Source organism: Bacteroides ilei, assembly GCF_900128495.1.
Classification (GTDB): Bacteria; Bacteroidota; Bacteroidia; order Bacteroidales; family Bacteroidaceae; genus Phocaeicola; species Phocaeicola ilei.
Window position 1 is genome coordinate 664,855 of sequence record NZ_LT635801.1, and the last position, 24,248, is coordinate 689,102.

Sequence of the window (24,248 nt, forward strand, 5' to 3'; positions counted from 1 at the left end):
TGTTCCTCCGATTTGTATTGTTGTTTTATTTTACATATTCAAGTTCAATATGCCACCTTTCACGTTGGTCATTGTTTTACCGTCCACATCAATCATAGTTCCTTTGATGGCAACGCTCTGTTTTCCCTCTGCTTCGATGGTAGGAGCGTTTTCTTTGATTACAGTAGAACTTTTGATTGCAGTTTCCGTAGTCCCGTCAATCTTGATTTTGTCACTTGTCATGCTTGCTTCTGTCTTACCGTTGGCATCTATCTTTTCATCGGCATGTATTTCGATTACTTTGGAATGTAGTGTAATCTTCTCTTCCGAGTCGATGGTAATGGTTTTATCACCGCCCAGCAATACTTTGCTACCGCTCGGATCTGTGATAAGGATACTTCCTGCATCATCATCTATGGTGATGGTGCATCCGCTCCGGGTAGTCAGGCTCTTTTTCTTGTTGCCACTGTCACCGCCTGCACCGGTATTTCCGTTGAACAGGCTGCCCATTACGAATGGACGGTTCGGGTCATCATGCCGGAAGCCTACCAGCACGATGTCGTCCTTTTCTGGGATGAAGACAAATCCCCTGTTGGTAGATACTTTGTCGCTCATTCCGGCATCCGGTGTCATGACACGTATCCATGAGGTCTTCATGTCCCCCGACTGCCAGTTCATCTTTACCTGTACACGTCCCTGCTTCTTGGGGTCATCGTTGCTTACCACTACCGCCTGTTGCGTCTGTGCCACGGGTAGAGGTACCTCCGGAGCCGGCAGGCTTGGTACAGTTGCGCTCAGTGCCGTAAAGGTATTGTAATAGCTGTTGCCAGACCCTATGATATGGGTGATTTCCGTAATGATATACGAGCCGAGTGTCTGTTCTGCAAAACTGAAGTTTTCGATTTGTATGGCCGTTTGTATGTCAACCACACTTCCTACTGTCAGGCTGTAGCAGTCGCTTTCGCTGGTAATGTAGTGTGAAGCCGCAGTATCGCTTTGTTGTTTCTTTTGGAAATAGCTGTCAAGTTCCCCTTTGTTGGATATACGGGGTTCGGCCGACTGATTGGCTGGTGATTTGAACAGCCCTATGGAAGCCTGAAATGCCGCGTGTCCTAAATTTCCGAGACCTTTTGGGGCATCAGGCGATGTTGATTCATACTTTTGTCCGTCCGGCGAATGATAGGATTGACCAGCCAGTGGGCGGGCAATGGTTTGGATGGAGATATCTAGGCTTTGCAGATTACGTCCATACATCAGCGGTATGCCTGCTGGTACAGCCGGCTTGCCAAATATGAGTTGCTTGCCGTCGTAGTACAACCATTCATGGTATTGTCTGGCCAGCCTGCGGATAAAGTCGAAGTTGCTTTCCCTGTATTGGCATTCGTACTCTATTTTCTCTGTATATTCAGGTGAAACCTGTGCGGTTACGCCTGCTTTCTCACAAATTTCGCTGACGATATTGGCCAGAGTCTTGTCCAGCCACGAAGCGCAGGTCTGGTCCGATTCCAGAAGGAATGTATTTGAATATCCGGTCAGAAGCAGACAGCCGTGGTTTCCGTCAGCTCGGTGCAGCGAAACATGAGTGGCGATTCCCACAAAGGTGTTTTCACCCATCTGTATGACTACTTTTTTCCCCAGCCAGTTTTTCGCCTGTTCCAGCGAATGCGTGGCATAGGTTTCTCCCACCTCTATATCAAGACTGATCTCGAAATAGTGATGGTCATTGATTACTTGTTTCAGCATGACCTGCAGAAAAGAGTGCAGCGGATTTCCATCTATGCTGATTGATATTTTCTTTTCTTCCAGCATGGCACAGTATGTTTAAAGTTCAACAACCGGAATTCTCTTACTGAAATATGTCAGGACATAAAAACAAAAAGAGAAAACTTCAAAGCCTGATCTTTTGAAATTTCCTCCTTGCCCTTCATCTGATTTCAGTTTTATTTAGAAGAAAAGGAGAAAAATAAAACATCATCCTTGCTAACCGCAAATATACGTGAATGAAAAGACAAAACCAAATTTTATATCTGGAATTTTATGCCGAGAGATATTCAATAAAAGCCAGATAATAACTCACTTAGAAAAATAAAGTGATTATTACTTGGCTTTTGTTCCCTTATTTTGTATTATATTCAACAATGCCGTATATCCATTTTGGGGAGTGGAAAGAATAGTCTTTATATTCTCCATTCTTATATGTAATAGACATTATTAAGAAATCATCAGTATCATAATATGAAGCTGCAAATTCAAATTTTTTCAAATATCGATCGCTTTCATTCTTTTTATCTGTAGCTTCTAGTTCTTGAAAGTCGGTATCATATTGATTTATAAAATCCAGAATTTCATTTTGGGCATTTGAATTTCTCTTGTTTATTATTTTTACAACTTTTCTTAATTTCAATCCATCTTCAGTTACGGTGATATTTTTCAACGGATATTCTTTTAAGGTTCGTTCATTATCTATTTTGAATACAATGAAACGGCCTATTAAATTACCCAACTCTTTTTCTGGATCCATTATTTTTATTTTTCTAACAAAAACTATTGCCCCATCTTTTATGCCAAAAGGTTCTAAGGATTTACCTACTACTTTTAGTTGTTCCAAGTTTGACATATCTACCTCGGCTATGCCTAGTTTGTATTTAGGGGCATTTTTGGGAAGAGGTGCAATATCTATGTTGGAAACATCGGATGATGGATGGCCTGCAAATACAATTTTATGTTTCACCGTCATTTTTTTCGTGATGAAATTCATGCAGATATAGGCTGCAGTTATTGCCAATATTATAATAGTTACTGTCATTTCCTTTAATTTATCTTTTTTCAACTTCATACGATGGACTAACCACATATAATGCTGAAACTTTTAATAATATGATACAACCGAATAAGCATGTAATACTTGCTATTTTTTGAAGCTCACAGGAATGATAAAAAATGCTTATTAACAATGTTACAAAAACAGAAAAGATCGCAAAGTATGATGCTTTTATCCAGGTTGGATTTAATTGCTCGTTTTTACCAATAGTCCAAAGTTGATAGAGAAAATCAACAAAAAATGCTATAATCCATATAAGCAGAGGAGCTATGATTTTTGTATAAAAATCTTCATTGGTAATGGGAGAAAAGTCTCCTTTTACTATTTTATGAATGGACGATATGATTTGATTGAATGAAGACACTAAAGAAACTATTGTCCAGAACAAAGTATAGACAATATTTTTTAGAGTGAAGACAAACTTTGTCTTATCAATTTTTATGTTAAATCTCATAATTATAACCCTTCATTAATGTATTTCATGAAAAAGATATGCAAAGATACTATTTTCCTTTTATATTTTCAATGATACACAATGACTTATTATAGAAGGACCTTATTCATCCTTCAGTATACTTGAGAAATGTTATGCTTTTTGTTGCAATGATTCACAACTCCAATGAACAATAAATATTGCCGCTTGAAGGTTCTTGCACCGTCAAGCGGCAATTCCTTTCTTCACTCTAATGGTCTTACCCCGGAGCGTTTAGTTTTTCGGCCATCTGTTGTCAAGCGCAGCGTTGCCCACATTGATAAGCTCAGCGGAGAATGTGAGTGCGATGGTCATCGGCACGTCGTTGTTCACGTCAAGAGTTTCCTTGTAGTGTACGATGTAGGCGTTCTTGAACTCGATTTCCTTCATCTTAGCATCCTCTTCAATCTTCTTGTACACGATTTTTCCTTCCACCTGCTTGAACTGGCTGTTCAGCATGGCTTCGATGGTCGCAGTGTCGTCAGTTGATTCGATAACTACCGAAACACGTCCTCCCTGGATGTTTGAGGATGGTTTTCCCTTCGCGTCTGTTGTACGACTGAATTCATACTCAGAGTGCAGTACGTCATACTCTTTTCCTGCAAATTCCAATGTAGCTCTAAATGATGCCATAATTGATAGAATTTAAAAGTTTAACAATAAATTTGAATGACTCCGTTTCCCTTTTCTGAGTCCTGCCGCCTTCCGTCAGAAAACAAAAAAAGAGAAAACTTCAAAAACGATCTTTTGAAATTTCCTCCGGTTCTTCCAGACGATTTCTGTTTTATTTGCGGAAAAAGAAGAAGAAAAATAAAACATCATCTTTGTTAGTCGCAATTATAATCAATTATTTTATAAAAAACAAATTTCCATTATTTGTTTTAATCTATTTAACATTATTCGAGGCAAATATCTCTAATAGTGTCCCATAAATATGAATTGTTCATTTCCTGTATTCATTTCAGTTACGTTTTCCATACCATGCTATCAGGAGCGAACTTGCTATCAGGATTGTTATACCGATAATCCACAGATAAATGTAGTTCTCGCGTTGGTTCTGCTCAATAATCCGTGTCTGATATCTGTTATATTCTACCAATGAACTTATCTGCTCTTGCTGGGAGCGGATTAAATCCAGCAATTCCTGATTGATTTCCTGTTGTCCTTTGAGCGATTGAGTCACATTCTTGAAGTTTCTGTTTATGGTGTACTCATCCTTGATATAGCCCATGGTACTGATTTTCATTTCCTGTATAGAGAGGCTGTCTTGCCTCTCTATAATAGGTGGGGTGATATCTTCTTTTTGGGCATAATGTTTGAAGCAGAGAATGCCAATAAGAATACCGCTCAAAAGAAAAGCTATGAGTGCTATAATGATATAGAACAGGTAGTTTTTACGCACAGTTGCGGTTGTATCTGTTCTGGCGTTTCTTATTTCAGTCTTGCTTTCATTCATTCCTGTGTTCTCTGGCTGTGGACTTGTATCTTGGTTCATTTCCTTTTCCTCCATGGCTTTTCTTTTACTCATCTCAATAAACTCTCGTTTGTTAATTTGGTACTTGTCACCTTGATATAGGACCACCTCATTTTTTACCAGCCAGTCCAAGGCTTCACGTACACTGCGTTCCGTAACTTTGATATTCTGGATGTTCCAGTATACTTCTGAGCAGGTTACCCAAACGGGCTTGACAAGAGATTTTGCATAGAGAATCTCCATGATCTCTTTCTGTAATTGTTCTTTGGTCTGTTCCATACGCTTTTACGGTAATAAATGTTTTGGAATGAAGTAATATGTTTCTCCCGACATTGATACGGTTTCGAATGACTGTTCCGCATACATTCCTTCCAGTATCTTAAGCTTGTTAATTACAGCCGGATAAATGGAATGGAAGCCGTTTTTCTTGCATTTTCTTTGTCTCAGTTTGCGGATCTTCAGGTTGTAAAGCAGTTCTTCTTCTGCTGGAATCCCTGTACGGTAATAAAACAGGTCTGATATTACCGCATTTCTTTTCAGAAGCTTGCGATGGAATGACCGGTTTATACCGCTTCTTTGTTTCCTATATACCTCAAATCCGCAACCGCCCTCATAAGATGACACAGAGGTCAAAAAGGTAGCGACACTGTGGCAAAAGAGGGTGCAACGCAGCAAAAATCGCCACAAAGACGCATTAAATCCCCTTACCCCACCATGCGACTTGAGGCAATACGCAAAATCACGACCATAAGTTGTCGGTGTCATCCAAAGTCATTCTGGAACACATCAGCATAAGCGTTGTTGCATGAATAGATATTCAGCACATACTGCCTTGATGTCCTGACCCATTTGGCTGGCACAGAGATGAACTTGAAGACAAACGCCTTGATGCGGCTTGTTGCTTTGAGTCCGAACCTCTTCACGTCAAGCCTCGCCATGATGAATTTATAGAAGTTGCGTATGAGTGCCGTAAGCAGAAGAAACACCGTGTTTTCTCCCATGAAGGATTTTGGAAGCCTGTTCCAGCCGAATCCGTTATTCATGTCATCGAAGATGCGTTCCTTCCCTCCACGGAGGTTATAGAATTCGACAATCTCTTTCTCGGAAGACTCGTAGTCATTTGTAAGGATGCAGCGGTAGGTGTATTCTCCTTCCCACAGGTCGAGTTCGCCGTCTATCCGCTTCTGTCTTTGAATCACAAGACGGTATGCCTTCCCTTTCCATTTCTCGATGAGAATGGAGGCCAGCTCAAACTCAATGCCGCCCAATTCCACTTTCTTCCAACCTCTGAGGGCAAAGATGTCATTGTAGAGCGAACTGCATCGGTTGGCACGGATATAGAAGGTCTTGCAGTGTTTAGCAATCTCTTCCACTATCTCTTCAGAACACGAGCCGCAATCAGCTCTGAAACGGTTGATCATAAGCTTGTTCTTTTCAAACCTTTCAAAGAACCTCTTCAGCGTGTCCTTCTGGTGGAAACGGACATTTGTGTTGCCGTCGCTGTTCTCAATGCCGACAATCAAGTCGCCAATAACCGCCACGCCAGGACGGTATCCGAGAAACTTCTTGTATGTGGGTTTCGCATCAAACTTCTCAGCCTCTATGAACTGGTGGTCGAAGTCAACGTCATACCCCTCGCCATCTTTCAGCTGCCCTGTGGACAATAGGCAATTGAGGAGCAGTGTATTCAGCATGTCTGCCGTGTTTAAGTCGTAGGTCTTGCCAGTGTCGGATGTGTAGGAAATGTTATCCTGGGTCAGTTCCTTTATGGCTCTGAGAATCGTGTCGGCACTGCATGTGCGAAGTGTCGGATGAAGCGAGAGGTGATACATCAGATGAGTGGTGACATCCTCTATGCATGAGCCGCCACAGAAATAAACGCTCATAAGCGAACGGATGATTTCGCTGTATTGATAACCATACAGCCTACATCTCATACCGAGGGTTGAGTCGATTACAGATGAGAGATTGGAGTCAAATTGCTCCATTATTGAAAAAATTCCTCCAAAAGGAGAGAGTTTCTCAGATTTTATTGCTACCTTTGCCATGTCTGTCGGGTTTGATACATATTTTGATTTGCAACACTAAGATAGGTGAAAAATCTGACATGGCAAAATCCTGAGCAACTTTTTGTTGCTCAGGTACTTATAAAATAAGTTAAACTAAAATGCTGCGGAATTTAGGATATATTCTTCGCAATATACGGAATTCCTTTTTTTGTATGCTGTCTGCAAATTCAGGGAGTAATCCACGATAGTTCTGCAATAGGTTTTCAAGTTCCTTTTCACTGAAGACATATCCTTCCTTATATTTCCAAAGTGATGAATCTGGTATGGAAAGTTTTGTGAAATAAGTGTCTGTTACGCTGTTACGGCTTATTCTTTCCATTCGTATGGTATCATTTTTATATACTTTTCTGACAATTTCTTTTAGATCATCTGTCGGACGGCTTCTTAATGTTCCCAGTTTGCTTTCATGATATTGCAAGGATTCTAGCAGTGTTGCATTTGTCGTCTGGATATTCATATTGATAGAGTCCAGTGCAAGTTCCAATGCTGTATTGTGCAGGATACCTCTTCCTTTTGGGAATATGATACCTCCTGCTGAAAGGCTCTTGGATGGTACGTCAAACAAAAAGATATTTGCCTCGTCTGTTTCCAGATTCCTGAAGAGTTCTGGCTTGATCAGCTTGTCATCTACAATATAGTTGGCTATATGGTTCACATATTGTCGTGACAGCTCATCCAGTGTAGATTTGGCTTGTAGGACAAAGTCTTGATATGGTGTGTCATAGGAGCGGTTTGTCTGTACAAACAGAAAACTGGCTGATTTTTGTCCCGCTCTGGCAATCAGGCTCTCATTTATTTTCAGGTTTTGATTGCTTCCTAATATGATGAACAGATTCTTGTCAAAGACATTTCCGTTTATCGTATTCATTATTCTGCTTAAAGCGCTGTTCAGTCCTGAATTTTCGCGTGATGTTGAAAATTGAATGCTGTCAGTCGTAATGAAATCGATCCATTTGGAAAAATCGGAAAGTACTTGAGAGTAACGGTTGCCGGTATTGGATATACATGTGGCGGTGAATCTGTATTGCACATCCGGAGATAATTTCATTTTCATGTTTTGCAGGGTATTGCAAAGCATATTCGCACGTTGCTGCTCATGCTCGAAATAAAGGAAATGGATGTTTACCAGATTATTTTCTTTTTCCATACGTCTGATATCAGAAGAATGGATATTTCCTCCTTTGATGTTTATCAGATTGTTCCATCTACTGTTCCATACCAGAACGGGAATATTGATATCCGTGTGTCCGGATTCCGACAAGCCGGATTGTCGGACATTCCCTGCATAGTCAAACAGTATCCTTGATTGTAGGCTGGCTTCCTGTATCTGAAGGGTATCATGCGTTTGGGTCAGTGCGGGAATTGAATCGGTATAGTGCGCATTGCTCAGCAGGAACGACCTGTTCTGGCCGACTTCTGCAATCAGGTCAGAAGGTACCCATCCGAATACTTTTCGGGAATCATCGTCCAGAGTGGGACAATCTGATACCAGGACAGATCGTTTGCTTTTGTCGTACTTATAGGCATAGACGATTTGTCCGCTTAACAGGCCGCCTTCCATCTTGTTTTTCAGGAGGGGCTCGCCGAAAACACACAATGTGTCTCCTCTGAAATATCTTCCCATGTCGAGCAATCGGTTCGGCATCGTCAGTCCTACACGGAATTTTACAGGCTGGTTGTTTTCTTTATCAATGTAGGCATGGTCAAACATCAGTATATTGTCCGCAGGAATCCATCCGGCATATTCGACCTTTGAAGGATCTTTGAAATGCCTTTTCTTGGATAACAGGAAACTGTAAAAGACCTTGGGCTTGCCTATAATGTCCTGATCGGCACGGACAAGACTGTAGTTCCCGTTTTCCTCATCAATGATGTAGTATGGGACGCCAATTTCTTGCTTTCCTCTTTTACGCTGGAAATAAGCATCCTCGTATGCCTGATTGCCATTTCTGTCGGAGTAGACAATCAGATTGCTTCTGTCTTTTTTGACTGCAGGATTTTTCCCTGCATCCGGCAGATAATTGAATATGTTTTTCCCTGTTGTTCTGGTTCTGTTCCATGCAGATACTTGCCCGGATACGTGTACGGGCATACTGCATCCGGCCCACACCAGAAATAATATGGCTATGGATTTGTAGTATTTCTGTTTCATCTCTCTGTGTAACTTTGGGTTATTTGGATAGTTGATACACAATGAAGTTTGTCGATAAGCACTTCATCAATGCGGACGCGTCGTTTGGTATTGCTTTCGAGGAAATGAAGCCCTTGGCAGTAACCGGTAAAGTCATTGTATTTGTCTCCGTTTACCACGACTGCGACCCTGTCAGCAGGGATACAGAAGTATTTGTTCCGTATGTAGTTATAGTGTTCGTAATAGACAGAGTGCTGTGAAACACGTGCATCTGCAATGGCTTGCAAATGTTGGCGAATGTCGTTCTGTGCCAGTACGAGTGAATCCACTGTTACTATTTCTTCTGCTTTTTCAAAGCGTGGCAGGATTGTTATGTGATGTTTTACAGGGTACTGCGTTGTATTCGTTTGCAGTTTTACAGTATATTCTCCCGGATTCTCATAGGTATATACCACCTGCTGGTCGTATGCATCAACAGTACCGCTCTCTCCAAATTCCCATTGCCAGGAATTCATGCCATATCCCTCTGCCGCAAAGACGAGCTCTTCCCCCTGATAGCCTTCAGTTACGCCATAAATATGCGGAACAGAATCAATGGCTGCACGTTCAGTTCCGGATATTACTTTTATGTATTTGTTGATAGTGTAGCTGTTGTCTATTTTCAGTGTTACCAGATATTTACCCGGAGATTCATAGCTGTATTTCATATTGCTTTTGTCGCTTATTGCATCACCGTTTCCCATCTGCCACAGCAGTTTCCTTCCTTTTACGGCAGCTGTATCGTTTATCATGAATTCCAGCTTCTCATTCACTTCGTAATGATAATTGTCATTGGAATCAAATACATAAAAGTCGATGTTGCTCAATTGAGATTTAGAGGGCAACAACAGGATGATGATTATACCTCCTATGGCAAGTATACCAAGGGCGGTGATGATAATTTTTCTCTTGTTATCCATATCGCTTATAGATTAGCTTTACATTCTTCCAGGTCTTTTTCTATTAGCTCATTGTTGTGTTTCAGTGCACTCAGTTCTTCCTGTATGTCGAAGTGGAATCTTAATGTTTTGGAAGTCAGTGCACCGAACATGAATCTCGAATTCATTCCGTTTTTGGTGTAGATTTCCTGAAGGCCATATATTTTTCCCTTTATTTCATCCATACGCTGTACCTGGTATGCGTTGAAATCCAATGAATCGATTTGATTCCATATTACCGAAGATTTTTTTGCATGTTCCTTTTGTTCGGTAAATATGGTTTCCGAGTGGTTGATGTCCTTGATCAGCTCCGAGCTTTCTTTCATTGGAACATCAAACACATACTTGCATAGGATGATAAAGGTCAGCACTACGGTAAACACCAGCAATATCGCAAAGCGTACATTACCCCATATATTTTCATCTTTTGTCATGGTTTCTGCAATTTTTCTTTTGTTAATTCCTGATACTTATTCCTGCATTTCTCCAATTGCTCAATATTGGATTCTCTTTTTTTAGCTTCACGGTCAAGGTTATCCATGGTAACCTGTATCTCTTTTATCTGGTCGAGCATTACCTTGTATACCTCATAGTTCTGCTTGTTGGATGCGAAGCTGGTTATCTCATTCTCCATCAGCTGGCGCTTCTTGGTTATCAGATTTTGCAAATGCTTGTGTTCGCTCGCATTTCGCTTCTTGGTTTTCAGACTGTTCAGTTCACGGAACAGTTCTTCAATCTGGAAATTGAGTTCAGCCTGTTTCTTGAACACTTCGTCGTATTCCGACTTTTTGTTTTCAAGAAGTGCGATTCCTCTCTGGGCTGTCACAATCGAGATGCTGCCGCATAAGGCAATGACCAGTAAGGTGACGACGAATATGATGGAGAATTTCCACTTGGCGCTTTTGCGCTCTTCTATGTTCATTGCTTCCATAATTCAGTTTTTTAATTACATGAAAGACCATTTCTTTTTCTTCTCTTCTTGGGGGGAAGCAGTGCTCTCTTCTCCGACTACAATATTTTCTCTCACTAGGCCGATATATTCAAGTTCTCCCATTTTGTGAAACATCCGTTCCAGAAGAGAAAGAAATGCGCCTAAAGTATGCAGTGAAGAACTGATATCCGTATGCTCGTATGTAATACCGGCGACTTTTTCAATGCTGTGCATAAAGTCTGATGGAGTAATATTGGTCCACTCGTAGTAATATTGCAGCAGCTCCTCACGCATGGTTTCAGACAAGGTCTGTAATGCGGAAACAAGCCCGTTGGCCAATTCATTGACGGCCTGGATAAGAAAAATAGGAGGCTGTTCTTGAGCTATCTGTTCTATAAAGAAGATATGGCTGTTATAAAAACTGCTGAAAGCATTGCACAGGACAAACGTATTGTTGGCCAGAGCATCCCTGCGCTTGTCTGACAGGTTACGGCTGTATATAGTCCTTATATCCTCCCGTATGTTGTGCAGAATGTGTGTCAGTTGGTTTATGAATGATTTCAAACCGTCATGATAGACAGATTTCTGCAATGGCGGTATATACTGGCGATTTACTGCAAATGCGTTTCCATGGGATTTTATTTCTCCGATTATCAGAAAGTTTTTGCTGTAGAATGCCTTGTTCGTTTGGTTTTTGGGTATAATATGCATTTTTATGCCTGGCAGTACATGAGGATGATGTAAGGGTACAACATCCGGATCTGGCTCGCCTATGGGTATCATTTCATAAGGGTTTATTGATACAAGAATGAGGAACACATTGTCCTCTATAGAGAGTGGATTGCTGTCTGGCAATGTAGCTGTAGGCACGTAATCTCCATATAGCCCTTCATAGAAGATGATTGGAATACCGCCTCTCGTCAGTCCGTTACATTTCTTCAGGCGTACACACAGGGTATCAAGGGATTCTCCGGTTATATCGAATTCTATATTGTCATTTGAGTTGTCAAGTGCTTTCCCGATTCCATAGTTGTAGTCAGTCAGTTGGCCCTCGATACTTCCATATAGAGATTCTATCATGTTATAATAATTCCCGAAGAAATGATCCTTTGTCAACTTTACTCCGTTGACCCAATTGATCGGTAAATGTTCTATCTTCATATGCTTACTCTTTTGTTGAAGTTAATTTTACTCTTCTGATATATATAGGTCGATTGTTCCTGATTTTGTTCTGCTTACTGTCCTTGTGGGGATCAAGAATCCGTATCAGCAGCGGATAACTGAACCATTTTGTTGTATAGAAAGTCCATCCGACCTTGTAACCGTCTTTTCCTGTTTCGATTCGGTTCTGCGGAAATCTGCGGTTTTGGTCTTCTATAAACCAGTTGAACCAATTACCCAGAGAAATGCCGTCCGGCAGCTTTACAACCAGCGAAACGTAATTCTTGTCACCTATCTTTCGGTTGATTTTTACTTTTACGGACTTGAACTCAAAGCTGTCAATATTGTCCCAATAGTTACGGTCGAAAGTCCCGAATTCCAGTTCCCACGGAGCATAGATGGGAGGCGGTATAAGCAGAAACAGTTTTCTGCCCAGCATAATCATGTATGGTACAATGAACCATAGTACATTCAGTGCTCCCCAAATGGCATACGGAAGATTGCTTATCCTCTCAAATATAAGGTAATATATCCATCCTCCGAGTATGCCGGAAACAGAAAGCAGCAGTATTGTTCCTCCGGTGGATTCTCCAAGTCCGACTGCTTTGAAAGAATCTGATTCTGTGTACTTCCAGAAGATAAAGCCCAGCCCGATGTAGCATAGGATTGTCAGAAGAAGTCCGCCCCATACGAATTCATTTCTGAGAAGTCCCAACAGGCAGGGAAGGGCAATTATCAAAGCTGAAACAAGTATGAAGATAATGGCTTTTTTCATACTCAGCTTCCGTTTCAGATTTTTCATGCCGTTCAGGAAAAACAGCATGACCGTTACGAGCAGCGGTGCTAACAGGTATTTCAAGAAAAAAGATAATAACATTTCCATATTCTAACTTTTTTATCTGTTGTTTATAGATTCATATCATATCCCAAACGGTTTTCTCCCAGAATACAGTCGGTACGTCCCTGTATCAGGTGTTTTATGTGTATTTCTCTGAATGAAAGTATAAAGAAGCTCAATATCTCTGTCACAATAGTGTCGATACGTGATTGCCTGTTGTAGTCATCTGAATTATCTGACTGTCCGAAGACTATGGTCGCTTCCATATCGTCGCCTTCACATTCTACATCTCCGTTCAATCCAAGATTTTCTCCCAGAATACCTTCATTGATAGGCGAATATTGTGAAACGGAAATCACATGCGGTATATATCTGAGCCTGACTTCAAGGTCAAGAACAACAGAAAACATCCTTTCAATGGCCGGGAGATTCTCCATGTATCCATCCGATTGGCAAAGAAAAAGGAACAATTTGTACTTTTGATGGCTGGTGATATCCAATGGTATGCCCAGCATCGTTTCTACAAGGTGGTTCAGATTTTCACGCATTGTTGGATTTGAAAAGAAATTCAAATCACGGTCGATGATTTTGACACGTTCCTTGAAGAAGGCTGTATCGAATGGAATAAAAAAAGAAATCAGCTCCTTCTCCTTTTTTTTGTTGGCACGTATCGCATCCACAATTTCCTTGTTGCTCATTCCCGGTGTGCTTATGACGAGAGGATGGAACAGGAGTTCCGGAAGCTGGTGATACATACTGTTCCTTGCTAGATGCAGGGCTACAAATTCCTTGTATGAATTTGACGTAGAGAAATAACGTAATGAAGCGCTCATAATGTCTTTGGAGTGGACACGCGGATTCATCCCGTGACAAATTATCATGAGAGAATCCAGCAGGTCTTCTTTGAGGATGAACTGCAATTCCTCAAAAAAGACTTCGGCAATGTAATTGTTTGCACTGCTGCGTTTCAGTTCGCTTATTTTTTCTTTCCTGTCTATTGGAGTTCCCATACAAGTTCGTTATTTCTTAAATTGACTACAATATTGTCACCTGGTTTGATCTGTTCCGAAACGATAAGTCTTGATACCGTTTTTTTAATATACGTTCTTATTACTCCTGCTATAGGGCGTGCACCGTATTTTGGTGAGAATCCTTTTTGTGAGAGGTACTGAAGTGCTTCTTCCGTCAGCTCAAGATTGATGTTCTTTTGTTCAAGTAACTGCTTTTTCAATCTTGAAAAATGCAATAAGAAGATTTCTTTGGCCACATTCTCATTTATAGGGGAAAATGGTACCACCTCTGTCAGTCGCCCAAGAAATTCAGGCCTGAAGTATTGGGCCATAACCTCTATAAGTTTTGCAGATGTTGGGGTATGGCCGGCCTGTATCTGATCCACAATCCATTGACTTCCAATGTTGGATGTGAAAATGATTATCGAGTTGGAAAAATCACCTTCTCTACCCAGTTTGTCATGTATCTTACCTTCATCCATCATTTGAAGAAATACATCATATACGCTGGAATGTGCTTTTTCGATTTCATCAAAAAGGACTACAGAGTAAGGCTTTTGTCTGATTTGTGTCACCAGCAGACCACCTTCTTCGTAGCCGACATATCCCGGAGGTGCTCCATAAAGCAGGGCAGCTGAATGCTCTTCCTTGAATTCGGACATATCAAACCTGATCATGGCAGATTCATTGTCAAACAGCAGTTCTGCCAATGATTTGGTCAGCTCAGTTTTACCTGTTCCGGTAGGTCCAAGGAAAAAGAAGGAGCCTATGGGCTTTTTGGGGTCACTCAATCCACTTCGTGATTCGATTATGGCATCAGACAAGGTAGTAATCGCTTTGTCCTGACCTTTGACTCTTTCCCTAAGCTTTGATTCTATACCGAGAAGTCGGTCTTTCTCCCTTGCCTGTATTTTTCCTATAGGAATATTGGTACATTCGGCCACGATTGCTTCAATTTCCGCTGCGGTTACGGTTCCTATGGTGCGGAGTGATAGATTTTCCAGCTCTGTCAGGATTTTATTAATCCATTGGAGTTTTACCTCATATTTGTCTTCATCATTCCATGTGTAGGTATCTGAAAGTTTCGATGTTATAACTGAACCTATTTTGTTGAAAATCATCCGGTAAAGTAATTGCAAATCGGAATTCTGAATTGTACCTTCTGCATTCTCCTGCAGGCGTTCGAATTCTGCCCGGATATTTTCTATTGTATTTCTTGCATTTTTGTTGCACAGACGGACTGCGGCAGAAGTTCTGTCCAAAAGATCAATTGCTGCAGATGGAAGACTGCGTTCCTTGAAATATCGGCGTGATAATTGTATTACATTTGGAATGCAGTCATCAGAAATTTCAAGACCGTAATGGCTTTCTATTTCCTTTTTGTGCAGGTGCAAGGCACATAATAGAGTGGAATAATCCAGCTCTTCCGCATTTATGATAACCAGTTTGCTTTCTATAGATTGCTTTTCTATGTGTTTGCGGTATGCATCTTTTGTAATGGTAAATATGAGATTGCAGGCTCCTTCACCAATCTGGGCATTGAGAATATTTATCAGAGTAGTTGATTTACCTGTATTCCCGTTTTCCAGTAACACATGAAGGTCATCTATCACAAGAACTACTTGCTCAATTTGTTTCAGTTTATGTATCAGGGCCACAGTCTTTTGGGATATCTCATTTTCTGATGATGTTCCGGCCAATAATTTGGCTGTGTCCATTCCTACAACAGAAACTTGTTGCAGCATTTCGTCTTTATTATAACAGATTTCTTTGACAAAAGCATTGATTATGGATGTTTTGCCTATACCTGAATCGCCTATTATCATTATGGCTTTATTTTCTGAGCGTTCCAGACATTCAAGCATGGTTCTGATTTCCTTGTCTCTGCCTACCACTATACTTCCGTTTTTGATGGTCGCTTCTGTTTTCAGATTCTCAGCGTATGGAAACGAGGCCAATATCTGGTTTTCTTCTCCTTGAAAGGAATAGGCCGGTGCAAGGGCGTCATAATATTTTAGAATATCCTCTTCACTTACTCCAAGTAATTCTATTTGCTGGTGCGAATAGATGACACCTTCTCTGGATATGGCTGTAAATACACAGAGGGCGTCTATGTGGTCACTTCCCAGCTTTATTTTGGAGCGTTCTGCTTCATCCAGTACTTTGGACAGTTCATCATCCGCGCATATTTCGTCTGAGTCGCTTTCCGACGATGTGTACATTTCTTTACGCGTGTCAAACCAGTCCATCAGATAGGCAACGTCCTTTTGCATGGATTGCAGGATCTCCTTAAGGCCTGTACTTTCTGTCAGCATGGCTAACACCAGATGTGGAACACCGTATGTACTTTGTCGTTCCTGCCGGGCCATTGATTGGGCTAATTTTATGGCAGAAACCAGACTGGGGCTGTAGTCGTTGTTTGTCATAAGAATACAATTTTATAAGATGAATTGCATACGGACTTTTCAGTCAGATCCTTTTCAAGAAAATGAGCGAAAACGGACAGATCCAAGAAGTCTCCTATATTTTGTTTTAATTTTATTTCAACTTGAACTATGCGGACAAACCCTTTTTTCCTTTCCGGAGAAATGGCTACACCGTCCTTAATCTGTATATTCTCTACATTGTTTCCTATCTTGTGGTAAATATAGTTATATATATCCTGCTTTGATACGATTCTGTCTCTGCTGACAAGTCCGTATCTCAGGCTGTGTACCAGATTGGATTCTTCTGTATGCACGATTCCGCCTTGAACGGGAGTTCTGAAAACAAGACTTGTAGCATCATATTTTTCCATGTTGAACTGTTGGATAAATGCCCTTTCATCAAGTCCGTTGGCCAGTCGTCCTGAAGTGATCCAGAATTTTACTTCCGCACTCGTAGCATTGGGGGCTGGTACCGTCAGAGCGAAAATACGTTGCCTTTTTTCATCCCTGCTTACGTTTTCTACAGTCTTTTCAATCTCGGAAAGTTTTGTGAACAGCTCTTTCAGTTGCGCTGTCAGCAAATCTGGATTTAATGCGGAAAAGGCATTTCCGTCTTCTCTGATTCTTTGTAGAATCTGGCTGATCAGATCAATGGCACTGTCCGAATCAAAGCGTTCCAGGTCTCCGAAGTACAAATCAAAAACACCTGTCGGATTTTCGTCATACTGCTGCAATCGGTTGGGGTACTCCTTTCCTGTATTGTCACAAATGGAGCGGATATTAAGGAAATAGGCTCCTTTTGGACATGGAAGAGGAATGTAACGCCCGTTGGTCGCAAAATTATGCTGTTTATAAACCAGCTTTCTGTTTACTACAGGGTATGTGTTCAGATATATGTTCAGTGAGTCAAGGGAATCTTGTGAATTGAAGACTTCAGGTAAACGGAGTTTTATCCAAAAGTATCCGTTCTTTATGTCTATATCCTGATTCTCCTGATTGGTCTGAGGTATAATTTGTGGTAATGCTTTGAGTGATTTGTCTGCTCCTGTTAGATTTATTTTAATAAAATAATCGTTGTAGAAGTCTTTTATTTCCTCAAAATAGTGAGCGTTATTGAACGGATCCTCCACAGTAAGACCAGATTGGGATGGCATCTTTTTCCCGTTGCAATCATAAAATTGGGCCATTTGCAAGAAGGGGACAAAGGACGTGTCGTCAGGAATCAGGCAAAGTGTCATTTCCTGTGTTTCTGCCAAATGTTCTTCGTCTATATCGATACCGAGCCAGACAACATATGATTCTATCTGATCTTTACGGCTGAGGAATACATTGGAAGCAGTACTCCTCTCAGAAAAGGTTTTGATGGTATCACCGTGGGCAACGAAACGGAGCCGGCCATTCACCAGAGGATAATTGAAGAGAGGAGTAAAGAATACTTGTACACTTTCTTTGCCGAAAATGAATTTCTCAGTATAGAAGTGGTCTTCCGCATTTAGTATGCAGGTTTCATTATTATTGGGGGTTACAGACATTAATGCGTGGGCCGGAATAGGCAAGGCCCATTTGTTGTCTATAAGTATACGTGACAACTGATGGAGCAAACGGGAGTCCGACGCTTTTATTTCCTGATGCAGACGGGCCGTTTCGTATGCGAAGACATCCAATAACAAATCGACTACGGGATCCATGTTGCGTGAGTCATTGATACCCCATAGTTCCATAGCGAATCTCAGAATTCTTTCCTTTATTTCAATATGTCTTTTGTCTGGCATAGTCTTTACTATTTTATTATTGTGATAACGGACTTATATAAACAAGCGTGCTGAAATAGAACGGTTGGTCCGTTGAACTTATGTTTCCTCTCACTGTTATTTGAGCTTTTCTGCGTACATGAGTATCTTTTTTATTCTCATCGTCAATCTCGGATAAAACCACATTTACGGTTACCTCTTTCAAGCGCTGTTCATACGTCGTTATGGCTTGTAACAAAGACTCCTGAACTTTATTCTCCCAATCGCTGATTTTTACCAATTGACTGAATTCCAGTTCCCATATTACAGAGCCATAACTTTCTTTACCAATTACCTCTCCATAACGTGAAACAATCAGCAACATTATCTGCTGTGCAATGGATTCTTCATAAGAACATCTTTCGAGTTTCCCGCTTACAGCTGCCTTCAAATCTATTGGTATTTTCAGATAACTCATGTCTTTTAGCTTTTATGTTTATTGTTGGTTTTCGCAAATATACGGTTTTTTATTAAAAACCCTAAGTTTTTCCATAAGATTCTTCTATATAAATTTGATGAAACAAAAATAAATTCGTATATTGCGCCCGATGCATCTTAAGAGTGAATTAAAACGGATTATTAACATATAAAGAAAAAATTTATGGGAATGTACAATTACGGAATTGGCGGCAATGAAGTTAAGGTCGATGCGAATGAGTCTATAGCCGAGATCCCTTCCAACCGAACTTTAATTGTCCAGAAACTGACAGACGATGCTCCTTCTGAGCCTGAGTGTGTTTACGGTTTGCAGACCATAGAAGATGTGTTTGGGCGTTTTGAGCCTACCGTGCAACTGGAACATGTAGATGCAGAAGGCAACGAAGTAAAGGAGGTTATGACTTTCAAAGGCCTTGGAGACTTTGGAGCGGGCAAAATTAAGGAGAACAGCGAGTTTTTGAGCGAGCTGGATATCGAACGTGAACAAAGTATCAAGATTGCCCGACAGCTTTCTTCTAATAAGGCTCTCCAGAAAGTGATAGAAAATCCTGCTTTAAGGGAAGCTTTGGCTGAAGTCCTGGAAATCTCTATGCAAGAGATTAATGAAGCTCAATCTAAGTCTAAAATTTAAAATTGAGATTTATGAAACCTGAAAATGAACAAAAACTACAACAGGCTGTAACGGCTACTTCTGTTCAAACAACCTCTCAAGGTAAGGCCGCTTCTGCCTCCGCAATAGATCGCCTGAAAGAATTCGGTGGCTTTTCATTCTTGGAAAATATTATTGACGGGTATTCAAACATGAACCCTAACAGAAAGGCTCGTCGAAATATTTTCTTGACTGATGCACAGTGGGATGCTGAGCGTAAAGCTCTCGTCAGACGTTTAGGTGTATGGGTAGATTTGCTCCGCAACAATACCACCACAGAGCAAATGCGTGATAAGGCTAAGGAAACTGCTCTTCAGGCCGAAGAATTGTTGAATAAGAATTTGAAAGCCGCATTGGCTCGTACCCATGATTTGGAAGTAGCTTACCGTTCCGTTGCATATTTCTATAAAAATACGGAAAATGACAAGGTCAAGAATGTTACAATTGTTAATGCCAGTATGGAACAGTTGCGTGATTTGGATAATACTGTTTTTGCTGACTATATCAACAAAGAATTGAAACAAAATTTTGACCGCCTGGATTTACGCCGTAATTATTCTTTGCTTGTTGTGCCTGGTTATTTGGGCTCTAATGCTATTTTGGACAAATGGTCTAAGATGGCTTATGACAACAAGGCATTCCTTATTACAGACTTCCAAGACTTGGAGTCTCCTGATGATGTAATTGATATATTCTTTAATGCAGATCACACAAGTGGTGATGCTTTCAAGTCAAATACAGTGATGACATGTAACTGGCTGCTTGGCCGTGCAAAGGAGGATTCCGTAGGAGAAGAAGAGAATCTTTATGTTCCGCCATCAACAGCACTCGCCGGTAAAATCTATGGGACATTGATGTCTCAGGTTGTTGCCGGAAAGAAATTTGGAGGACTCAATGAAGTTGAAAGTGTTCGTTTTGACTTGAAGCGTAGTGAAATCTCTGAACTTGAACGGATGGGACTTGTTCCGATGGTTAATGAATATAGCAAAGTAATGGCTTTCTCTGCCAAAACTTTGTTCAATGGAGATAACCTCGGTTTGCAGACTTATTCTGTTGTACGTGTGTTCGACTATATTACGAAAGTATTGTTTGACTTCCTCAACCGTCGTGCATTTGAAAACTGGAACACTCGTACAGAAGCGGATTTACGCTCTCAGATTGTAAAGTTCCTGGATAGTGTAATGGGGCCCAACAAACTTATCGAACGCTTTAAGGTGGTGAAGATTGAACAGGATCCGAACCAGAAAGACCGTATCTTGTTGGATATACATATTACACCGTTCTTCCCTGCTAAGAGTTTCGTCATTCAGCTTGCCGGTCACAAAGGTGACGGTCCGGAAGAAGCTGTTTGGGAAAGTGAGTACAAGCAAGAGTAAATTATTCTTTTACCAGCAAGCAATATGTCCTTTTTTGAGAAGGGATTATTGCTTGCTGTCTTTTTATACAATGGCTTTATGGATAATATCGAGAATTTAGGGTTAGTATCTTATCTTAATTCACAATTGGCATCGGCATGGCGTATGGCTGCTGATAGTTCAAGCTATGCAGAAACGCCAGAACAATATTTGTGTAAAACGATAAATATGTCTCTCAAAACAAACCCGCAAACAAAGGTTGAATTGGATTTATTTGCCCAAGAAGCAATGAAACAGTTGCTTTCGAACTCGATGCTGTTGAGGGAGAATGGAATTCCTACAGAAAATAATTCTTCTTTCTTTGACAATTCTTTAAATGTCGCAGGTAAAGTTAGTAGTGGTGTTGGATTTTATGCCGGTTATAAACAATACGACCTTTACATTGAAGCTAAGTGGAATAATGGTGTGGGGAAATGGAAAGGGAAAAACGGTGTATGGTATATGGAAAAAGTTGAAGGGAAAAAGAATTTCTTTGGAAATCAATATACCGGTGCAAGAAAAAATATTATTGCTGAATCAGAAAAATATGCTAATATTGGAAGCAAACTGTTTTGGATAGGTTGCGGTATTTCTATATATCAAGGTATTAAATCTTTTCAGGCGGGAGATGGTCAAGGGGTAATTAAAGCTGGAGCTGATATAGCCGTAGGAATTATAGCTACATGGGGTGGTCCGGTTGGATGGGCTATTAGCGGAATTTATATGTTTTTAGATTTGGCTGGAGCATTTGATCCAAGGTATACTAAGTGTGTATCACCTTATGCCAATAACCCTCATGTTCATTTGCGGGATAAAACCTATGTTAAACCTCCTGTTATGCCTACATATTTACCCAGGAGAGTGTCATCAGCTCCTACCAGCAATGCAGTATTCCGACAAGGTTATAAAAGATATTAATTTATATGAATGTTTGGAAATATATCTATATTAAGTTTTATAAATTTCGACGATGGGGGTTGGGTAAAACACTCGGAGAAGATTATGCTGCAATGTTGTTTGTAGCATCTTTTGATGTGCTTTTGTATTTTGGAATACTAATACTTATAGACAAATGGGTAGATAATGTATTATCAATAAAATATGAGCCATTGTATTTTGCTCTTTATTTATTGGGAATGTTTACTATTGAACGGCTTCGTAACCGTTCAATGTGTAAAAATGGAGCTTTTGAGCGTATTAAAAAGGAAGTTGAGAATGAACCTGAAAAGTTGAAATGGGGTCTTTTATCCATCCTATATATGATATTTGTGTTTCTCTTTTTTTTATCGTGTTGCTACATTGGAAAGTACGGATTAAACTTTTGAGGATGACTGTATGAACCAAATACAATATACCCCACTGGGTGTTTGAGAATATAGATCTATTGAAAGGAACTTTTTCAGTCGTTTATTTTATTTACGATTATATTTGTGACATTGGTCATGTATTGCAGATGTCGGTTTTAGCTTCATCTTGAAGACTATTTCAGAAGATCAGAAGCTCATTGTTGATTGGTGTCCTTTTTTGTCTAATGTTTTTTTACATGGATTGGTTTATATTGATTTTAGCATATTTTCATCATTCAACCATATAAAAGCATTGAGCCTTATTTTATTAAACTGGTATTATATTCTTCCTCCTTATTTCTCTGAGATAAATCCTATTTTACTCTGAATATTTAATTTCCTGTTTTAGACTTCGTACTAATTATCTTGCTGTTTATTTTGCTCTCTTGGCGTTATTGTCGGCCAGATTTTATTATGCAAAGATACATCTCAGGCTGTACCACATGTACCGCTTTGCTAATTTACGTCATATTTTTTCAGAAGTCTTCCACAAATCGTAGATTAGGGTATTCTATAAAAATATTCCTTCATTTACATGTCTGAACATCCCTTATCGCTGATATTCTAAGCATATAAAATTCATTCCCGACAATGCAAGCTAAGAGCTTCAAAAAAGAGGGAAAAAGATGTTTAACAATTAAAAACTTGGAATTATGCCAAATTGGTGCAGTAGCAGTTATGTCTTGATAGGCAGCGCAGATGAAGTGAAAGAACTTTATGGAATAATGAAAAAGCTGGAACAGAGAAAAAAAGCATCCATTGAAAACGGTTTCGGAATAACTTGGCTTGGCTGTCTTGTTGATGCATTGGGAGAAGACTGGAAAAAAGTGTCTTGCCGTGGGGAATGGAATGCAGTCAGCAAAAGAGGAAATACATTGAGGTTTACGACAGAAACGGCATGGGGACCTTGTAATCAGGTCTTTGACCTTGTTTGCAGAAAATATCCTTCTATCAGATATTATTTTCAGAGTGAAGAACCGGGAATGGTTGAATACCTTACCAATGATAAGGAGGGAAAATATTTCAAGGATAAGTATTGTGTCGATGTTTATACTCCGGAAAAAGAATTTAAGCATAGGCATTTTTTAGATGAACAAAGTCTGTATAAATGGCTTGGAGATATACTTGGTACTATCGTCACTTCTGCTGATGATGTTGAAAAACAAAATAAACGATGGTATGATACTGGCAGTTCGGCTTTTTGCCACATTTATGAGTTCAGGAAAATTTGAATATATTGTGAGTGGAACAGGAATGACATTATCCTGTTCCACTTTTTTGTAATCTTATGGGGATAAGATACTTTTATATACCATCGTGTCCTGCCTTTTCTAAAAAATAGTCTTTTTATTTTGGTAGCATATACCCTTGTCTCACCATTTATCCTTGCCGTCTTGATTTTACCATGCAAAGGTAAAGCGTACGGAAGGATTCCAAGTACCGTTTTCACTATCAGTTATCTGATTTTACCGGCAGCCTTCCACAAATCAAAGATTTGGGTATTCCAACAAAATCATTACTGCTTACTTGGCTTACCATCCTTTCACGCTTTTGTTTTCGGCATGAAAATTCATTCCCGACAATGAAATGGAGCGAAAAGCTTCAAGTAAAGGGAAAATAAGATGTTTAACAATTAAAAAACTTGGAATTATGCCAAATTGGTGCAGCAGTTCGTATGTCATTGAAGGTGACAAGAATGAGGTTAAGAAACTTTATGGTATCATGTCTGAACTCGAAAAAATGGAAACACCAGCCGTTGAAAACGGATTCGGGACAGCGTGGTTAGGATGTCTGGTAAATGCTCTTGGAGCTGATTGGAATAAAGTCTATTGCAGAGGAGATTGGAGCAGTCTTGAAATGGAGCGAGACACTTTGAAATTTTCGACAGAAACAGCATGGGGGCCTTGTAATGAAGTCTTTGACCTGATACAGCAAAAGTTCCCTTCATTGAGTTATTATTATCTGAGCGAAGAGCCAGGTATGGGAGTATTTCAGACAAATGATAAGGATGGCAAGTATTTTACGGATAAATTTCGTGCCGATATTTGTACTCCAGAAGAAGAGTACCAGTGCGAATATTTTGAAGATAAGCCAAGTATGTTCAAATGGTTGGAAGAGATATTCGGTCAGCCAGTCACTTCTGATGAAGATATTGAAAAATTAACTGATGAATGGGAGAATGCCAATGAGAATGCGTTTTGCAACATTGATGAATTTGTAGTGATAGAATAGAAATTGGTGAAGCAGGGTTATGGACACTAACATGACTCTGCTTTTTGTTCTTGGCAACATAGCTTTTATACCCTTTTTATTACTGGCCTGTACGGATTTTCTTTTTCCCT

The 24,248-nt window shown here is 40.1% G+C and carries 23 protein-coding genes; 6 read left to right on the forward strand and 17 right to left on the reverse strand.

Annotation, left to right across the window (positions count from 1 at the left end; all coding sequences use genetic code 11):
- Positions 1-30: 30 nt before the first annotated feature.
- From BQ7489_RS02800 to BQ7489_RS02880, 17 genes are all read right to left on the reverse strand, one after another.
- Positions 31-1,788, reverse strand: a complete 1,758-nt coding sequence (locus BQ7489_RS02800; protein ID WP_071150229.1) for a type VI secretion system Vgr family protein — start codon at positions 1,786-1,788, stop codon at positions 31-33.
- A 307-nt stretch (positions 1,789-2,095) separates the two neighbouring features.
- A complete protein-coding gene (locus tag BQ7489_RS02805) occupies positions 2,096-2,785 on the reverse strand; it encodes a LexA family transcriptional regulator (RefSeq protein ID WP_159434502.1) in 690 nt (229 codons plus the stop codon).
- 10 nt (positions 2,786-2,795) lie between these two features.
- A complete protein-coding gene (locus tag BQ7489_RS02810; protein ID WP_071150227.1) occupies positions 2,796-3,254 on the reverse strand; it encodes a hypothetical protein in 459 nt (152 codons plus the stop codon).
- 252 nt (positions 3,255-3,506) lie between these two features.
- The gene (gene tssD / locus BQ7489_RS02815; protein WP_071150226.1) at positions 3,507-3,905 is read right to left on the reverse strand and encodes a type VI secretion system tube protein TssD; all 399 of its coding nucleotides are present in this window, start codon (positions 3,903-3,905) and stop codon (positions 3,507-3,509) included.
- A 328-nt stretch (positions 3,906-4,233) separates the two neighbouring features.
- Complete coding sequence (locus tag BQ7489_RS02820) at positions 4,234-5,025, reverse strand: DUF5457 domain-containing protein (RefSeq protein ID WP_071150225.1); 792 nt, start codon at positions 5,023-5,025, stop codon at positions 4,234-4,236.
- A gap of 6 nt (positions 5,026-5,031) precedes the next feature.
- Positions 5,032-5,511 (reverse strand): hypothetical protein, encoded by a 480-nt coding sequence (locus tag BQ7489_RS02825; protein ID WP_159434501.1) that lies wholly within the window; start codon positions 5,509-5,511, stop codon positions 5,032-5,034.
- Entirely contained in the window at positions 5,508-6,794 is a 1,287-nt protein-coding gene (locus BQ7489_RS02830) for an IS1380 family transposase (RefSeq protein ID WP_071147970.1), read from the reverse strand. The genes BQ7489_RS02825 and BQ7489_RS02830 overlap by 4 nt, the downstream gene beginning before the upstream one ends.
- A 109-nt stretch (positions 6,795-6,903) precedes the next feature.
- A complete protein-coding gene (gene tssR, locus BQ7489_RS02835) occupies positions 6,904-8,967 on the reverse strand; it encodes a type VI secretion system protein TssR domain-containing protein (protein WP_071150223.1) in 2,064 nt (687 codons plus the stop codon).
- On the reverse strand, positions 8,964-9,905 hold the full coding sequence (locus BQ7489_RS02840) for a PKD domain-containing protein (protein ID WP_071150222.1): 942 nt from the start codon (positions 9,903-9,905) through the stop codon (positions 8,964-8,966). The genes tssR and BQ7489_RS02840 overlap by 4 nt, the downstream gene beginning before the upstream one ends.
- A gap of 5 nt (positions 9,906-9,910) precedes the next feature.
- A complete protein-coding gene (gene tssO / locus BQ7489_RS02845) occupies positions 9,911-10,357 on the reverse strand; it encodes a type VI secretion system TssO (RefSeq protein ID WP_071150221.1) in 447 nt (148 codons plus the stop codon).
- Positions 10,354-10,854, reverse strand: coding sequence for a type VI secretion system TssO (gene tssO, locus BQ7489_RS02850; RefSeq protein WP_071150220.1), 501 nt, complete (start codon positions 10,852-10,854; stop codon positions 10,354-10,356). The genes tssO (BQ7489_RS02845) and tssO (BQ7489_RS02850) overlap by 4 nt, the downstream gene beginning before the upstream one ends.
- A 15-nt stretch (positions 10,855-10,869) precedes the next feature.
- Positions 10,870-12,015 (reverse strand): hypothetical protein, encoded by a 1,146-nt coding sequence (locus tag BQ7489_RS02855; RefSeq protein WP_071150219.1) that lies wholly within the window; start codon positions 12,013-12,015, stop codon positions 10,870-10,872.
- A 4-nt stretch (positions 12,016-12,019) separates the two neighbouring features.
- Complete coding sequence (locus BQ7489_RS02860; protein ID WP_071150218.1) at positions 12,020-12,898, reverse strand: TssN family type VI secretion system protein; 879 nt, start codon at positions 12,896-12,898, stop codon at positions 12,020-12,022.
- Positions 12,899-12,921: 23 nt separating this feature from the next.
- Positions 12,922-13,863, reverse strand: a complete 942-nt coding sequence (locus BQ7489_RS02865; protein WP_071150217.1) for a hypothetical protein — start codon at positions 13,861-13,863, stop codon at positions 12,922-12,924.
- Positions 13,848-16,289 (reverse strand): AAA family ATPase, encoded by a 2,442-nt coding sequence (locus BQ7489_RS02870; RefSeq protein WP_071150216.1) that lies wholly within the window; start codon positions 16,287-16,289, stop codon positions 13,848-13,850. Before BQ7489_RS02870 ends, BQ7489_RS02865 begins: the two co-directional genes overlap by 16 nt.
- Positions 16,286-18,061 carry a type VI secretion system baseplate subunit TssF gene (locus BQ7489_RS02875; protein ID WP_071150215.1) on the reverse strand — a complete coding sequence of 592 codons (1,776 nt, stop codon included), beginning with the start codon at positions 18,059-18,061 and terminating at the stop codon, positions 16,286-16,288. Before BQ7489_RS02875 ends, BQ7489_RS02870 begins: the two co-directional genes overlap by 4 nt.
- A gap of 16 nt (positions 18,062-18,077) precedes the next feature.
- On the reverse strand, positions 18,078-18,497 hold the full coding sequence (locus BQ7489_RS02880) for a GPW/gp25 family protein (RefSeq protein WP_071150214.1): 420 nt from the start codon (positions 18,495-18,497) through the stop codon (positions 18,078-18,080).
- Positions 18,498-18,680: 183 nt separating this feature from the next.
- Here BQ7489_RS02880 and BQ7489_RS02885 point away from each other — a divergent pair, with 183 nt between their 5' ends.
- The 6 genes from BQ7489_RS02885 to BQ7489_RS02910 all read left to right on the forward strand — a co-directional run bounded on the left by BQ7489_RS02885 (position 18,681) and on the right by BQ7489_RS02910 (position 24,138).
- Entirely contained in the window at positions 18,681-19,148 is a 468-nt protein-coding gene (locus BQ7489_RS02885; RefSeq protein ID WP_071150213.1) for a hypothetical protein, read from the forward strand.
- Positions 19,149-19,159: 11 nt separating this feature from the next.
- A complete protein-coding gene (locus tag BQ7489_RS02890; RefSeq protein WP_071150212.1) occupies positions 19,160-20,542 on the forward strand; it encodes a DUF5458 family protein in 1,383 nt (460 codons plus the stop codon).
- 78 nt (positions 20,543-20,620) lie between these two features.
- The gene (locus BQ7489_RS02895) at positions 20,621-21,478 is read left to right on the forward strand and encodes a hypothetical protein (protein WP_159434500.1); all 858 of its coding nucleotides are present in this window, start codon (positions 20,621-20,623) and stop codon (positions 21,476-21,478) included.
- 5 nt (positions 21,479-21,483) lie between these two features.
- Positions 21,484-21,885 carry a hypothetical protein gene (locus BQ7489_RS02900; protein WP_071150210.1) on the forward strand — a complete coding sequence of 134 codons (402 nt, stop codon included), beginning with the start codon at positions 21,484-21,486 and terminating at the stop codon, positions 21,883-21,885.
- Positions 21,886-22,631: 746 nt separating this feature from the next.
- Positions 22,632-23,138 (forward strand): hypothetical protein, encoded by a 507-nt coding sequence (locus BQ7489_RS02905; RefSeq protein WP_317042531.1) that lies wholly within the window; start codon positions 22,632-22,634, stop codon positions 23,136-23,138.
- Positions 23,139-23,556: 418 nt separating this feature from the next.
- Positions 23,557-24,138 carry a hypothetical protein gene (locus BQ7489_RS02910; RefSeq protein WP_071150208.1) on the forward strand — a complete coding sequence of 194 codons (582 nt, stop codon included), beginning with the start codon at positions 23,557-23,559 and terminating at the stop codon, positions 24,136-24,138.
- Positions 24,139-24,248 lie beyond the last annotated feature (110 nt).

What these genes read in the sequence shown, in the direction of transcription:
- BQ7489_RS02800 (WP_071150229.1), bottom strand. Translation starts at nt 1,788, where the DNA reads ATGCTGGAAGAAAAGAAAATATCAATCAGCATAGATGGAAATCCGCTG.
- BQ7489_RS02805 (WP_159434502.1), bottom strand. Translation starts at nt 2,785, where the DNA reads ATGACAGTAACTATTATAATATTGGCAATAACTGCAGCCTATATCTGC.
- BQ7489_RS02810 (WP_071150227.1), bottom strand. Translation starts at nt 3,254, where the DNA reads ATGAGATTTAACATAAAAATTGATAAGACAAAGTTTGTCTTCACTCTA.
- tssD (WP_071150226.1), bottom strand. Translation starts at nt 3,905, where the DNA reads ATGGCATCATTTAGAGCTACATTGGAATTTGCAGGAAAAGAGTATGAC.
- BQ7489_RS02820 (WP_071150225.1), bottom strand. Translation starts at nt 5,025, where the DNA reads ATGGAACAGACCAAAGAACAATTACAGAAAGAGATCATGGAGATTCTC.
- BQ7489_RS02825 (WP_159434501.1), bottom strand. Translation starts at nt 5,511, where the DNA reads ATGACACCGACAACTTATGGTCGTGATTTTGCGTATTGCCTCAAGTCG.
- BQ7489_RS02830 (WP_071147970.1), bottom strand. Translation starts at nt 6,794, where the DNA reads ATGGCAAAGGTAGCAATAAAATCTGAGAAACTCTCTCCTTTTGGAGGA.
- tssR (WP_071150223.1), bottom strand. Translation starts at nt 8,967, where the DNA reads ATGAAACAGAAATACTACAAATCCATAGCCATATTATTTCTGGTGTGG.
- BQ7489_RS02840 (WP_071150222.1), bottom strand. Translation starts at nt 9,905, where the DNA reads ATGGATAACAAGAGAAAAATTATCATCACCGCCCTTGGTATACTTGCC.
- tssO (WP_071150221.1), bottom strand. Translation starts at nt 10,357, where the DNA reads ATGACAAAAGATGAAAATATATGGGGTAATGTACGCTTTGCGATATTG.
- tssO (WP_071150220.1), bottom strand. Translation starts at nt 10,854, where the DNA reads ATGGAAGCAATGAACATAGAAGAGCGCAAAAGCGCCAAGTGGAAATTC.
- BQ7489_RS02855 (WP_071150219.1), bottom strand. Translation starts at nt 12,015, where the DNA reads ATGAAGATAGAACATTTACCGATCAATTGGGTCAACGGAGTAAAGTTG.
- BQ7489_RS02860 (WP_071150218.1), bottom strand. Translation starts at nt 12,898, where the DNA reads ATGGAAATGTTATTATCTTTTTTCTTGAAATACCTGTTAGCACCGCTG.
- BQ7489_RS02865 (WP_071150217.1), bottom strand. Translation starts at nt 13,863, where the DNA reads ATGGGAACTCCAATAGACAGGAAAGAAAAAATAAGCGAACTGAAACGC.
- BQ7489_RS02870 (WP_071150216.1), bottom strand. Translation starts at nt 16,289, where the DNA reads ATGACAAACAACGACTACAGCCCCAGTCTGGTTTCTGCCATAAAATTA.
- BQ7489_RS02875 (WP_071150215.1), bottom strand. Translation starts at nt 18,061, where the DNA reads ATGCCAGACAAAAGACATATTGAAATAAAGGAAAGAATTCTGAGATTC.
- BQ7489_RS02880 (WP_071150214.1), bottom strand. Translation starts at nt 18,497, where the DNA reads ATGAGTTATCTGAAAATACCAATAGATTTGAAGGCAGCTGTAAGCGGG.
- BQ7489_RS02885 (WP_071150213.1), top strand. Translation starts at nt 18,681, where the DNA reads ATGGGAATGTACAATTACGGAATTGGCGGCAATGAAGTTAAGGTCGAT.
- BQ7489_RS02890 (WP_071150212.1), top strand. Translation starts at nt 19,160, where the DNA reads ATGAAACCTGAAAATGAACAAAAACTACAACAGGCTGTAACGGCTACT.
- BQ7489_RS02895 (WP_159434500.1), top strand. Translation starts at nt 20,621, where the DNA reads ATGGATAATATCGAGAATTTAGGGTTAGTATCTTATCTTAATTCACAA.
- BQ7489_RS02900 (WP_071150210.1), top strand. Translation starts at nt 21,484, where the DNA reads ATGAATGTTTGGAAATATATCTATATTAAGTTTTATAAATTTCGACGA.
- BQ7489_RS02905 (WP_317042531.1), top strand. Translation starts at nt 22,632, where the DNA reads ATGAAAAAGCTGGAACAGAGAAAAAAAGCATCCATTGAAAACGGTTTC.
- BQ7489_RS02910 (WP_071150208.1), top strand. Translation starts at nt 23,557, where the DNA reads ATGCCAAATTGGTGCAGCAGTTCGTATGTCATTGAAGGTGACAAGAAT.